Here is a 14,145-nt window from a genome sequence, read left to right as displayed (position 1 = left end):
TTAAACAAGAATTAGGCAATAAAACAAAGTATTTGAGGGAGAAAATAAAATGGATAAAATAATGGATCAAACAGTAAAAGAAGTCACAAATAGTTTTGGAAATAGTATAAACTATGATGCAACAATCAGTGAAATAATAAAACAAATAATACTTGAACGAGGAATAGAAATAGTTAAAGAACCCAAAGTGTTTTGCTCAATACTTGATGACTTAATACCACAAGCGAGAACAGAAAGAACTGTTATAAGACGGATTTTGACTTCAAATTTAGAATTATGTGATAAATTGCATTCTTTGTATTCTATGGAAAATATCAATAAAGAGATTGAATTATCCCAGTTCAAGTACTTAATGAAAAATAATTGCGGAATATCTGATGAATGGATTGAAATATCTACATCTGCATTTTTTGGAGCAATCGAATTAAAAAATAATTATGAGAATCAAGGGGATAAAAATAAGGATGAAGAAAGCGGACTTTTAGATGAATGGAAACAATATGAAATGGGATATAAATACGAGTTTGGAATTGGTTGTGAACAAGACTATTTAAAAGCACTAAATTGGTACAAAAAATCGGCGGCTCAAAACAATTCTTGGGCTCAGAATAGACTTGGTGATATTTATTATAATGGAAATGGCGTTGTGCAAGATTATTATGAGGCTGTTAAATGGTATAAGTTAGCTGTCGAGAATGGTGATGATACAGCGCAGTTTAATCTGGGCAGATGTTATTATGATGGTTTAGGAGTACAGCAGAATTTTAAGTGTGCCTTTGACCTGTTTCTTAAATCTGCCCAAAGAGCAAATTCTGAAACAGCAAAGAAGTATGCATCTTTTTATTTGGCTTTTTGCTATGAGAATGGATTAGGTGTGAAAGAAGACTGTATTAATGCATTAATGTGGTACAGGAAGTCTGCTGATGCAGGTTTTGGGTTAGCAGAGGCGAAATATTGTGAAGTAAAAGAAAAATATAAGTGATAAAAACTTATAACTTAGAAGGGATTGTATTATGGAAACACAAAGTAAAATAGCAAAGGTAATAAGTGAGATAATAGACGAACGTGGAGCTGAAATTATAAAGGAGCCTAAAATCCTATGTTCCGTGCTAGATGATTTGATACCTCTAGCCCAATTTGAGAGAAGAGTTATAAGGCAAATTTTGACTTCAAATGAAGAAATTTGTGACAAACTATTTTCGTTGTACTCATCTCGAGATACAGTAAATACTGCGGAAATATCTAAGTTTGAGTATACAATGAGTAAGAACTACGGGATATCACATGAATGGATAAACATAATTTTGTTATCATTTGGTTTTATTCCGCAAGTTGGTTCCTCTAAAAATACCTCTTTTGATAAAGATATAGATACATTAAGTGTTGTTAGTGATAACGTTTCGGTCAAACTTGTAATTGATGGTAGAACGGTTGAATATACAGGTCCTATGGATAACAATCGCCCTAATGGTTACGGGAAAGCTGTTTATGGAAATGGAGATGTATATGAAGGAGACTTTATAGATGGAAAACGTACAGGTAAAGGAAAATTTACATGGCCTAGTGGAGAGGTATATGAAGGAGATTTTATAGATGATAAATGTACAGGTAAGGGAAAATGTACATGGCCTAATGGAGATGTATATGAAGGAGACTTTATAGATGATAAACGTACAGGTAAGGGAAAATTTACATGGCCTAATGAAAATGTATACGAAGGAGACTTTATAGATGATAAACGTACAGGTAAGGGAAAATATACATGGCCTAGTGGATCTGTATATGAAGGAGACTATATAGATGGAAAACGTACAGGTAAGGGAAAATATACATGGCCTAATGGAAAGATATACGAAGGAGACTTTATAGATGATAAACGTACAGGTAAGGGAAAATTTACATGGCCTAGTGGAGATGTATATGAAGGAGACTTTATAGATGGAAAATGTACAGGTAAGGGAAAATATACATGGCCTAATGGAGATGAATATGAAGGAGACTTTATAGATGGTATAGAAAATGGTGAGGGAAAAATTTTATGGAATGACGGAACATTATGGAGTGGAGAGTTTTTAGAAGGAAATCCTTGGAACGGCGAAGGTGTTTGGCAGTATTCTAATGGTGATGTAAAGTCTGGTAAGTGGAAAAGAGGAAAGAGAAAACTATTTTGATTAAAAGAATAGTCAGATGGAATCGGGATTCTGGATACACTATTATTACTATAAACTTGTGTTTAAGGAAGATGAAACCGCCGATTATTATTATTTGACCACTGTAGGAGAAGCTGGAGCAGACGATGAATTTACATATGAAGGAAACTATTCGTATACCTTATCAAATTCGTTCGGGAAATATAAAATAACGGTTGCTGGTCAGAACTATGACTTAATTTTAACAAATGATAATGAACCTCAAAAAATTAGGATTATTCGTTGAATTTGTATTTGCAAGACTAGCTGAGGATTGTTGTGAATAGTATAAAAGCAATATTTAAGGAAGTTCTTTATTAAAACTAAAATGAGTATAAATTCCGTATGACATCTACAAGATTACTTGGTGATGAATAATAGCAGAAAACCGCTAAGACTTTTCCGTAGTAAAATATGGTAAAGGCTATTGCTGTTTAATTGAATCTTTATAGGTGGGAATTATGTCAAGAGAAATAAAGCCAAAATCTAAACTTAAACTTCATTCGAGTAATGAAGTCAAAGAGTTTACTATTGAGTATAAAAGGGGTGCCGGAGGCAGCTGTGTTGCTTATGTTGTTTCATTTTATGAAGCAGATAACATTCGTCACAGAGGAATTCTAAAAGAATATTGTCCTGCATATTTGGGCGACGTTAGCAGAAACGCAGATCACTCTATTATTATCCCCGATGAACATAAGCAACGCTTTGAATATGGTTTAAATGATTACCGGGAAACATATAGGTTTATCAATAACTATATTTCAGAAAATGAAGCAGCTTCAAACTATCATCCGGTACAGCTCGGCTTGTATGAAGGAAATAATACCTTATATACTCTTTCTTCTTATGATTACGGAAAAGGCTACGATGAGATTAAAGATGATAGCATTTACTCACTTGTAAAGCTGATGATTTCTGTCACAAAGGCGGTAGAAATGTATCACAATGCAGGTTTTGTCCATTGTGATATTAAGCCGGAGAATATTTTTGTCCTTGATAAAGTGACAGAATTGATTAAGTTGTTTGACTATGACAGCTTATTAAGTTTAGATGATTTAAAAAAAGGGAAAGTATCCTATATTCCTAACCCAAGAATATATTATGTCCCAGAGTTAGTGGGACGAGAACTAAACAAAATTGGCATTGCTACTGATATTTTTGAAATTGGAGCAATGTTTTATTTCAGACTGTTCGGAAAGGCTCCCACTCACGAACAGATGGAACATGATTCAGAATTCAATTATGATGAAGCACCTTTAATGAATGGTGTTTCACCAAAAGCAAAATACGAAATAGAAAAATTGCTGCTCAACACCTTGCAGATTTCTGTAAGACGAAGATACAAAAGTACAAAAGCACTTTTGGAACAACTTAACCTTATTCTGTCAAGTCTTGATAATAAGAAGCCTTATCTGCTCAATCTTCCTGTTTGGCAACCGACAAAGGTATGTATTGAACGAAGGGAAGAATTATTTGACATACATCAAAGATTAACAGATGATGGTTTTGTTTTCATAAAAGGCATGGGAGGATTGGGAAAATCAGAAATTACAAAAATGTATGTTGAAGTATTTAAAAGTAACTATCATACGATACAGTTTTGTAAATATGTAGATTCGTTAAAAGCGTTAGTTGCTGCCATGCCAATCAGCGGAATAAATGACGAAGATTACGATAATATAGATGAACTTTTCAAAACGAAAAATAAATTACTCCATCAATGCGATTCAAATACATTGATAATAATTGACAACTTCAATGTAACTTACGATAAGTATTTACGAGAGTTTCTGCCTACTAATGGTAATAGTTTTAAAGTAATCTTTACAACTCGATGTATGCCGGCGGCTGATTACTATGAGGACAAAGTTCTACCTCTACCTCCTTTATCACTAGAGGATAGCAGAAGATTGTTCTATTTGCATACAGCAATAACAAAAACACCTTTAACAGATGAAGAAATAAGAGATCTGGTAGCAAATATACAACAGAATACCTTACTGCTTGTTTTGATTGCAAAGCTAATTAAAAGAACAGCTATCAGTATTAACACGATTATTCAAAAGTTGAATGAACAAGAACTTAACACAATAGATACAAGAGTGTTTTATGAATACGATTATTCTGATGAGGATATTGATGTTTATAACAAAATAAACAATCATCTGCATACTGTATTCAGTATTAGCGCACTTGAAAATGTGGAGAAACAGACATTATTGAATATGACACTAATATCTGTTTATGGCATTCAAGAAAGTGAATTTATAGAAGCCTGTGGCGAAAAATCTATAAATCAAGAAATAATTGCTGCTTTAATTAGTCAAGGTTGGATTGAGAACAACGGTAGCTTGATTTCCTTGCACTCAATTGTGTCTGATGTTATCTCGGAACAAAATCTTAAAAAGGAAGAAAGTTATTATCTGCTTTCAGAACACTTACAAAACCAATGCTATAAAGATGAAACAAGTCATATATCTGTATTACAAAAAGCATTAGCTACTGCTAAACAGCTTGATAGAAGATATAAGACTGAAAGCGAGGAATCGCAGGCAATTATCGCATATCTTTTAGGTTCAATTTATCTCTCATTATACAGACAAAAAGAGGCAGAAAGGTATCTGCAAAAAGCCTTAATGGATTTAGAAGCAATCGGTGGTTATGAATCTCTTCCGGTCGTTTACAACAAATTGGGAGATTATGAAGCAAGATTTGGTTCTAACTCTAAGGCAATTTATTATTATGGCGAAGCTATAAATGTTGCAGAAAGTCTTTGTAGTAGCGAAGAACCTGATGAGGATTTATATAACGACATTAGTGATGCAATATTAGGAATAGCGGAATGTTATGAAAATAATAATGAATTAGAAAGAGCTGTAGAGCAATATAAAAAGCTCCTTAACCATATTATTGAACATAATCTTGAATTTGCAGATGGAGTTATTAAAGATATAATAAAATTATCGGATGAATTAGGACATCAGGATGATGTAGAATACTATTCATCTTTGCTGGAACAGTACGAAACCTCACCTCAAGACGAAGAAGAGCCATCATTTGAGGATGTATTATCGCAAAAGTTAGATTCCGGTGAATTTTCTCAAGCTCGACAGGAATATGAAAAGTTACTTTCTGAGTTAAGAGAAGAACTTGGCGAAGAATCACCGTATTACAAAGACATAGCTCAGTACAGGTGGGTTTACTCTTTATTAAATCATGAAGAAACAGAAGCTAATCGACAGATAGCTGAAAACATGGCTTTCATCGAAAGTACTTACGGTAGTGATTCCTTAGAGATGGCAGAATTCCTTTCTATCCTTTCCTTTCAAATGCTGGATAATGCGAACTTTCCGTATGGAATAGAACTTGCAGAACGTGCGATACAAATCTGCGAGGAACAGAATCAAGAACAGTCTTATGCTTATACAAAAGCAAAAATGGATTTAATCTCAGCTAATGTTGCATTAGGCGATTATTATGCTGCCGGGGAATTTGCAAAAGAACTTGATTTAACAAAGTATTCTGGCGCTGATTATCTTTCCGACATTATTCGTAGTGTAGGTTTAGTGTATCTTGAATTGGGCTTCTATGATGAGATGATTGCTCTATCTAACAAGGTTATCAGCACAAAGAATGTTGACCGCCTAAGTAAGATTGTAGCTTTAGAAGTTCTTTTAGTATATCATGAGCGTAAAGGCGAAATAGAGAAAGCCGAATATTATTTAGATAGAGTTAAAGAACTAATTGATGGCTTAACAACTTTAGAATATGCAAAATCATATTTAGTTATTTATTTCAGATTTCTTGCTCGTATTAAGTCAAGAAAAAAGAATAATAAAGAAGCATTATTTTACATAGATAAAGCTATAAGTTTATTTGAAAATGAACTTAGTTTCAATCTGCTTTCTTGCTATCAGGATAGAGGAGTATATAATACTTATCTAAACGATTACGAAGAAGCAGAAAAGGACTTTGAAAAGTGTAATGAGATAGTAACTCAATATAACTTATCCCCTAAAGTTAATCTATTGATTTACAATAATATAGCCCTCGTCCATTACAAAAAGGATGAATATTCCGAAGCGGAAAAGTATTATAAAATCCTTTTGGAGATACAGCCTGATATAATTAATCCTTCCAACTATATGGAAGCTCTGATTTGTCAAAACTACGGTTGGATTGAACACAACTTAGATGATTCGGAAACTGCTGAAAAATACATAATGTTAGCCATCAAATTTTATGAATCAAATGATTTTATCGAATCAACTGAGTATATTACCGCTAAATATAATCTTTCGCTTGTTTATTCAAGTCAGAACAGATATGAAGAAAACTTATCATTACTTCTTGATTTATACAATAAGATTGATAAAGTAAATGAAAGTGATTATTCTACTGAAGTTTATATTTGCACTGGTATTGTATTAGGACTGTTAGCCAGCAACAAGGGGCAAAACGCTTATGATTTCGCACTTAAAGAAGATAAAAACTTTGCAAAGAAATACGGCAAAAGCAGCATTGAGCGTATAGACTATTTGCAAAAGGTATCAGGTGTGTTCAAGTACGGTGGTTATCTCGATTCCTTTGAGTTCTTAGAAATGACACGAAAACTAATTAAAAAGGCTAAACTTGAAAAATCAGTCATTCAAGCAAGCCAGTTGAATTTTGTTGGTGTTGCGTTCTTGGATTTAAAAGAGGATTTTAGAACTGCTATTGACTATTTTAAGAAAGCGAAAGCTTTACTTGAGGAGCTTGAAGAACAAGAGAATCCATTATATGAACTGGTATGCACTAATATAAAACAGGCAGAAGATCAGCAAATGGATGATTTAATCAAACGAATGGTAGATAACATGAACGATAACAATTAGGAGGTTTAATTCTATGAGTGAAATGTATAATGACAATTACACACAAATGTTAGAAATTAAAATAACTGATTGGGGGTTAGACAGGATCTACGAAATAGAGGATGATATATCAGCGTTGGAGGACAGAGAACCTGAGCTAATAGAATATCTAAAAGATATTAGATATTCTATGCCTTTGGGGACCGCACTCAGACGTTATATTTGCAATAAGTTCGGAAAGTCTTGTGACGGTGGCTATTCCGTTGAGCTTTTTAACGGAAAAAAATACTTTCTGAAAGATTATCAATCTGAAAACTATGATTTGCAGAATGATGATGTAAATGAATACATTGAGATATTCCAAGCAATCAATGAAAAATACAATACATCAGAATCAGGCGATCTCTTGATAGAAATCCCGAAACCGGAAATAAGAAGATTGCTGCGTTCTACAACATCTTGTATGCGCTCCAAGATGTTTCTTCTTAGCTTTGCGCTGCATATGAAATCAGAAGAAATGAAAAAATTTTTAACAGATGTGCTTGCTGAACAAACCTATAACTACCGTGATCCTGAAGAAATAATTGCACTTTACTGTCAGTCAAATGAAAGCATCAATACTTATGGTGATTATCTGAGAATAAAGCAAAGATTTAATGATGCAGTTAAAGCCTCTAAACCTAATATGGAACAACCAATAAATAATTATACTGAGTTTGCAGTGACTTCCTTTGAAAAATCAATTAAAACAGAAGATGATTTGTTGGATTTTCTTGTTATCAACATTCCAAATTTTGCTGGATACTCTCAGACTGCCTACAACGAATTTATGATTCTGTATGACAAAGCTATAAAGAAATCTAAGCTTCCAAATATCAACGGCGGCACTTATGAGTTAGTTCAAGTAACAAACTCTGAACAACTGGCGAGAGCAATGTATGAATTTGTGCCAAGAGTAACATACAAACGTCAGAAAAACAACAAAACGATTTATAGTAATGATTTTATCCCTATAAGCAATGGTGAGGCAGGACAGAAAAGCAAAAAGATACAGACAACTGCGTTACCAAAAGAAATTACAATGAATATGCTGGTCAGCGATAGATTAGAGGATTTGCGAAAAGAACGTAAACCCGTCACACGCAAAGACTTAGTGTTTATGAAATTCTATGTTTTTTCTCGTGAATCAGAGGAAAAGGGTAGCTACACTAATTCAGATTACCTTGATTTTATTGATGAATGCAATGCAATGCTTGTACGCTGCGGTATGTCAAGATTATACCCGGCAAATAGATTTGAAAACCTTATAATGTTATCATTGTTATCATCAATTCCATTTGAGATGTTTGAAAACATTATAGAGTATTCATTTATGAATGAAGCTGAGTTTGGATAAAAAATTGATTCTCCATTTCGTATCTAGTCTTAATATATAATATGGTCGGAATGGAGGAAATAATATGAAAGAAGAATTCTATAAAGTAGATATTTCATCATCAAAAAGAGAATCCTTTAATAATACGATTCTTCTTTTAACTATGGTTAAAAGTGAGTATTACTATATTATTGGGTTTTCCAGAGTAAAAGGACAAATAGAAATCGGATTTGATTATAAAAGCAGTATTCATAATACAATAACCGAATCCGTTATAGTGGATTTTTATTCCGATAACGAAAATGTTGTTTTGTCAGGTGAACTCAAAAATGTAAATCTTGAAGATTTTACCGATGAAGATCAGTTAGCTGAAAATTTCTATTTTGAGGACAACGCTCTTAAATATAGATTGACTTCGCAAAGGGATAAGCTGATTCCGGTAAGCATAGAAAAAATGAATGGTATCATCATGAGAGCTAAATCAGAGATATTTGATTTTCTTGAAAAATACTATAAGACCTATATTTGCAAGGGTTAAGATATGATAATTAAAGAGTCGGTTTACAAACAAATTTTGAGTTTCTGTCCCCTTGTTCCACCGGAAACAGGAGGTATAATTGGATCATCTTCAACTATCGTTGATACGGTAGCTTTTGACAACTGTAATAAGATATTAGAGTCGGCAATATATGTTCCTAATGTCGAAAGGTTGAATTATATACTTTCCGAATGGCAAAAGAATAATATCTTGTTTTGTGGTCTGTTTCATTCCCATATTAAAGGACAAGAAACACTGTCAAAAGACGACATAGAGTACATTAAAACAATATTTTCGTGTTTACCACTAACTATTACAGAATTATATTTCCCGATTGTGATTCCTAAATCTCGCATAATCTCCTACAAGGCGATAAGTCAAAATCACAGCATTAAAATAATGTGTGATACAATTGATTTAGTTCCTTGAGAGTGGAGGTGAACAAAATGAATAACAATCAGGCTAAGCAGGAAATCAAACTCCCCTGCGGAAAAATGTGCGGACACAATTGTTCAGATGGATGTATTTACTGGAATCCTTATGACAGGGATTCCAATGGCAGACAGTATTGCAGCCATTACGGACATTACTACTATCCTAGAGAAAGACAGGGATGCCTTTCGTATAAAGGATAATAAGATCAAGCAATATGTAAGCTTAGCTCTGCGCATTAGTTTATGTGCAGAGCTAATATTTTAAGGAGGAAAACAAAATGAAGTGTCCTAAGTGCGGAAAAGAAATAGATGATGGTTCAAAATTCTGTGTTTTGTGTGGTAGCCGAATTACAGAAAAAACCGATTCTAACACGAAAGCTCCAAAGAAAAAGAAGAAGCACTTAATACCATTATTTGTAACAATAGCGTTGGTTGCCGTATTAGGCACTGTTGGTTTAGTATGTAGTGGTGTATTCAACAAAGAGAAAACTGAAAGCGAAATAGTCCAACAAGGCTTTGAGGACTATTTCGATGTTAAAAACTATGTGTCAGAGCTTACATCGGGTTATAAAAACTCTGAGGGCTATATAGAAAAACACAATATAAATGGTTCTGTTTTGGCTGTTGGAGCATACGCAAAAGAACTATATGAAAACAAAAAAATAAAAGACTATGAAATTACCGAAGGAAAGTCTGTATGGATTCAATTTAATAGCGGAGTAGAGTATATTTATATTCCCCTTGTCGAAGGAATAGATTCATCAACTATTTCTACATATCAGCCGTGCTTAACCATGTATCCTTCAGACTTGCAGGAATTAGGCAGTAAATGTGTTGATGGAGCAGCAAGTAAGGTTCAATCCGTACTTAACGAGTATAGTTTTGAAAATAACTATGATAATGAAACTATTACCTTAGACTTGCTAAAAAGCATAGGGCCAAATGAAATAGTTATATGGCATGGTCATGGTGGTTATAACACAAAAACTCATTCTGTATTACTGACAGGCTTAAAGTTGGATGAGGAGAAGTTTTTACTCGATCCCATATACTATATTCAAAATTTAGGATACACCAACGATTACTTAACCGGACGCATTCTTTGTAGTGATTCCGGATATGTAATGGTATCATATAAGTTTTTTGAAAAGTACTTAGAGAATCTGGATTCCAGTATAATTTATTTAGGAGCGTGTGACTCTGGTAAGGATGATATATTAGTAAATACATTCGTAACAAAAGGAGCAAAAGCAGTTATCGGAAACACAGAGGAGATTCCCACAGAGTATAATTTGAAAATGATATCATCTGTTTTTGATGAATTGGTTACTGTTTCGGATAAAAAATATCAAGATATTCAAACCGCATTAGAGAAAGCAAAGGATACAAATGCAGATGTATACGAAGAAACAGGATGTATTGCCAATGTTAGAATTTGGGGCGATGATAGCACCAGATTATCCGATGAAAAAATTAATACAGAATATAAAGCAGAGGATTTAATAGATAAATCTTTGCCTGAAATTGTTGATATTATGGGCGGGGATTTCGAGGTGGAATATGGTGGAGATAAATTAGTTTATTATACAAGTCCTACGATTATAATGTATAATGACAAAACACTACCCGGATTTGCTTTTTACATTGATGATGCTGTAATGGACTATGAAAACGGTTTAAATATCAAGGAAAAAATAAAGAGCGGTAGTTATAAAAATTATTCATTTTTAGCGCTACTTGACAACGCAAAGCTTACCGATAAAATCAAAGCTAATATGACATATAATGAGTTAACTACTTCATTAGGAGAATTTGACTGTGGCGGTATAGCCGGTGGTAACGATTATAGTTATTATACTGATACATTAGGAAGTCAAACGATATATTTATTTAAAGCGGATAATACATTACTTAGTTCATATGATGGAGGAAACATAAAAAAAGATTGGCTGAAAGAACATAATCCTAAGTTACATGCAATCATTGTATATCCCACCACGAGCAATAACTCACAGCAGGAGGATATATCAGCAGAGGAAGAAAATAATAACAATGATGATTGGAAACAGCTTTATACTGATATGATTGCAAATGATATAGATCCGACATCATTTAGCTTGATTAAAATAGATAACGATGATATTCCGGAATTGATTTTTACCGGTTCAGCGGTTGGTGGTACAAGAATGGCATGGGTAAAAGATGGGAAATTAGAAATACAGGGCATAGGATATGGCGAAGTTAGGTATTATGAAAAGCAAGGCTGGTTTTATTGTCAGTATATAAATCATGGTATATTCACTGATAGTGTTTATAAGATGGAGAATAATTCACTGTCTACGCTGTTTCAAGGAACAATTCTACCTGAAGAAAATGGATTTGACAATCCGGGATGGTTTATTGACAATGAATCTGTAGATGAAGATTACTATAAAGCAAAATTGAATAATGCGTTTGACTTCAGTAACTCAAAGACTATGGATCAATATTATTCAAGAAGCGAAATCATTGATGCTATAAATAACTTCTAAAATAAACTGCTTATATGAGAAGCAAAATGAAGGAAAAAGGCTTCATAGTCCAAGAAGAAGGTTTTTTATATACAGAATAAATAAAAACCACAGCATTGCTCTAAACTCCCCTTACAATTAAGATACAATCTTAATTGTAAGGGGAGTTTTTTTATATGAAATTGTATATTTATAAAAAAGATTATTACAAGGAATCTAGAGAGGTAAAAGACGCGATATGCAGTTCAATTAAAATGTTGTATAAACGGATCAAAATGTACGAAAAACAAGGAATTTCATTTGAACGGATTTTTAATGACGATAAGGTGAAATACGATAAACACGGAAAATTTTTTACATTTAAAATCCAGAAATCAAATATGCAGATCAGAATCCTTTATTCATATTTTATGAATGATAATGAATCGGTTTTCTTGATTGCCGATTATTTTATTAAGAAGAGGAATAAGAAGGACTATATCAAGAAATTCGATGTTGCTAATCATTGGGATCCTTTCGAAATTTTAGATAAAGCATTTTCAATCGCTTTAGCCTGAATGAAATAAGAAACCAAAAGAGTACTGAAAAATGATAATCACAATATCAAAGCATAGATAAATTATAATATAGAAAATGAAAGGAGAAATGTTGTATGAAGGACTTAAGATGTAGAGGACGGCCAATAAAGTATCCTCAAAAACTGCCAATAATGAATAACTATATTTTAAGGAGAGATTATCATGTTAAAGACAAACAAAAGAAGAATTTTATCATTTGCCGCAATGTTAATCATCGTAATGAGCATTTTCGCATCTTTCGCCGTAACTGTATCGGCAGCCTCGTGGCAAACAGGTAGGTTCGATTCCGGATATACCGCCAATGGTTACACAACCGTAAGACTGTCCAATACCAAGAAAGCCGGATACATTAAAGTCTATACTTATGATGTGACAGGAAGAAAAACAAGCGGCGAAATACATATTACCTTAAGAGATAATAGAGGAAGATGGATTTGTGAATTCGACACAAAATCCGGAAGAAGGCTCAAGCTCGGCAACGATCACTCTGTTTACAGAGTTTATATTGCAAAGAAGAAAATTAAGTCATCTGCAAAAGACTGGATTAACGTCGGCAAGTGTCAAATGTGGGCAATAAACACAGTATCAAATTGCTACATTTAGGCGTTGATTTTCCTGTAAAACCTCCTTTGTAATATAAAAACGGTTCCTCTTTACAACTCAAGAGGGACCGTTTTATCTATGATTTGTGCTAACAATGACAACTTTATAACTTGTAGATATTTTATTGATGAACTTTTTCTGTGGTGGTAATGAAATATATGATATAATTAGATTAAAAAGAAGGGATGGAAGTCGAATGATAGATCTTCATACACATACGACAATATCAGATGGGATTTATAGTCCGGAAGAATTAGTGCAACGAGCTATAAAGTTGGGACTTAAGGTTCTTTGTATGACGGATCATAACGCCGTAAACGAGAACCTCGAACAGTTGAGAAGCAAGTATCCTCAAATAATTCTCCCGACAGGCTGCGAATTTTCGTGTCACTATAAAACTATTAGAGGACGAATAATACGTCTTCATATTGGCGGTATAGGATTTGATATATTTGATAGTGACATACAGAGAATACTCAAACATAATCGTGATAGTATGCGGCCTTATGTCGAGAAGATTTTATCAAAGCTCCAATCGGAGTGCGGAATAAAACTGTGTACTTACGAGGATCTGGTTTCAAGGTGTAATTCGAAAACGATAGGCAGAAAGCATATAGCGGTTGAAATGGTTAGACAGGGATTCTCTAAAGATGTGGATGATGCCTTTGATACATATTTAGGCAAAGATAAGCCTGCATATGTTTCCAACGCTATATATTATGCTTCACTATCGGAAGTAGTAGCGGCTATTGTTGGAACAGGCGGTATCGCCTCTATCTGCCATCTTTATGACTATAATCTCGATGCGGAAGAAATAGAAGGTTTACTCAGTTATTTCGAAACTATAACATATAATCAAGGAGCAATGGAAGTTTATTATACTTCCTACAACGAACAACAAAGGCAAAAACTAAAATTTCTTGCGGACAAGCATCGTCTTTTGTATTCTGCAGCATCGGACTTTCATGGCGATGGGAAAGTGAAAGAGTTGGGACGCTATCCTTATGAATTATATGAAAGAATGATTTGTGCAGTGAAAACAGGGGATACATACTAATAGGGTTG

Annotated in this window: 10 protein-coding genes; all 10 read left to right on the top strand. The window is 33.6% G+C overall.

Features of this window, described 5'->3' with window-relative positions; all coding sequences use genetic code 11:
* The first annotated feature begins 49 nt into the window (after positions 1 to 49).
* The 10 genes from GMA13_RS07330 (at position 50) to GMA13_RS07285 (ending at position 14,137) form a co-directional block, all read left to right on the top strand.
* Positions 50 to 982 (top strand): tetratricopeptide repeat protein, encoded by a 933-nt coding sequence (locus GMA13_RS07330; RefSeq protein ID WP_255910730.1) that lies wholly within the window; start codon positions 50 to 52, stop codon positions 980 to 982.
* A 31-nt stretch (positions 983 to 1,013) separates the two neighbouring features.
* Positions 1,014 to 2,171 carry an MORN repeat-containing protein gene (locus tag GMA13_RS07325; protein ID WP_255910728.1) on the top strand — a complete coding sequence of 386 codons (1,158 nt, stop codon included), beginning with the start codon at positions 1,014 to 1,016 and terminating at the stop codon, positions 2,169 to 2,171.
* A gap of 479 nt (positions 2,172 to 2,650) precedes the next feature.
* On the top strand, positions 2,651 to 7,063 hold the full coding sequence (locus GMA13_RS07320) for an NB-ARC domain-containing protein (protein WP_255910726.1): 4,413 nt from the start codon (positions 2,651 to 2,653) through the stop codon (positions 7,061 to 7,063).
* A gap of 13 nt (positions 7,064 to 7,076) precedes the next feature.
* Positions 7,077 to 8,438 carry a hypothetical protein gene (locus GMA13_RS07315; RefSeq protein WP_255910724.1) on the top strand — a complete coding sequence of 454 codons (1,362 nt, stop codon included), beginning with the start codon at positions 7,077 to 7,079 and terminating at the stop codon, positions 8,436 to 8,438.
* A gap of 64 nt (positions 8,439 to 8,502) precedes the next feature.
* On the top strand, positions 8,503 to 8,955 hold the full coding sequence (locus tag GMA13_RS07310) for a hypothetical protein (protein WP_255910722.1): 453 nt from the start codon (positions 8,503 to 8,505) through the stop codon (positions 8,953 to 8,955).
* Between the two features lie 446 nt (positions 8,956 to 9,401).
* Positions 9,402 to 9,590 (top strand): hypothetical protein, encoded by a 189-nt coding sequence (locus GMA13_RS07305; RefSeq protein ID WP_255910720.1) that lies wholly within the window; start codon positions 9,402 to 9,404, stop codon positions 9,588 to 9,590.
* Between the two features lie 77 nt (positions 9,591 to 9,667).
* Positions 9,668 to 11,920, top strand: a complete 2,253-nt coding sequence (locus GMA13_RS07300) for a zinc ribbon domain-containing protein (RefSeq protein ID WP_255910718.1) — start codon at positions 9,668 to 9,670, stop codon at positions 11,918 to 11,920.
* Positions 11,921 to 12,075: 155 nt separating this feature from the next.
* Positions 12,076 to 12,456 carry a hypothetical protein gene (locus GMA13_RS07295; RefSeq protein WP_255910716.1) on the top strand — a complete coding sequence of 127 codons (381 nt, stop codon included), beginning with the start codon at positions 12,076 to 12,078 and terminating at the stop codon, positions 12,454 to 12,456.
* 183 nt (positions 12,457 to 12,639) lie between these two features.
* Complete coding sequence (locus GMA13_RS07290) at positions 12,640 to 13,080, top strand: hypothetical protein (protein ID WP_255910714.1); 441 nt, start codon at positions 12,640 to 12,642, stop codon at positions 13,078 to 13,080.
* A gap of 196 nt (positions 13,081 to 13,276) precedes the next feature.
* Positions 13,277 to 14,137, top strand: a complete 861-nt coding sequence (locus tag GMA13_RS07285) for a PHP domain-containing protein (protein ID WP_255910712.1) — start codon at positions 13,277 to 13,279, stop codon at positions 14,135 to 14,137.
* Positions 14,138 to 14,145: the final 8 nt, after the last annotated feature.

Source organism: Ruminococcus sp. zg-924 (genome assembly GCF_024433635.1).
GTDB lineage: Bacteria > Bacillota > Clostridia > Oscillospirales > Acutalibacteraceae > UBA7067.
Note: the sequence above shows the minus strand (reverse complement) of the source record. Positions and strands in the feature narration are given on the sequence as shown.

Coding starts and splice junctions, on each gene's coding strand:
- GMA13_RS07330 (WP_255910730.1), top strand. CDS start 50: ATGGATAAAATAATGGATCAAACAGTAAAAGAAGTCACAAATAGTTTT.
- GMA13_RS07325 (WP_255910728.1), top strand. CDS start 1,014: ATGGAAACACAAAGTAAAATAGCAAAGGTAATAAGTGAGATAATAGAC.
- GMA13_RS07320 (WP_255910726.1), top strand. CDS start 2,651: ATGTCAAGAGAAATAAAGCCAAAATCTAAACTTAAACTTCATTCGAGT.
- GMA13_RS07315 (WP_255910724.1), top strand. CDS start 7,077: ATGAGTGAAATGTATAATGACAATTACACACAAATGTTAGAAATTAAA.
- GMA13_RS07310 (WP_255910722.1), top strand. CDS start 8,503: ATGAAAGAAGAATTCTATAAAGTAGATATTTCATCATCAAAAAGAGAA.
- GMA13_RS07305 (WP_255910720.1), top strand. CDS start 9,402: ATGAATAACAATCAGGCTAAGCAGGAAATCAAACTCCCCTGCGGAAAA.
- GMA13_RS07300 (WP_255910718.1), top strand. CDS start 9,668: ATGAAGTGTCCTAAGTGCGGAAAAGAAATAGATGATGGTTCAAAATTC.
- GMA13_RS07295 (WP_255910716.1), top strand. CDS start 12,076: ATGAAATTGTATATTTATAAAAAAGATTATTACAAGGAATCTAGAGAG.
- GMA13_RS07290 (WP_255910714.1), top strand. CDS start 12,640: ATGTTAAAGACAAACAAAAGAAGAATTTTATCATTTGCCGCAATGTTA.
- GMA13_RS07285 (WP_255910712.1), top strand. CDS start 13,277: ATGATAGATCTTCATACACATACGACAATATCAGATGGGATTTATAGT.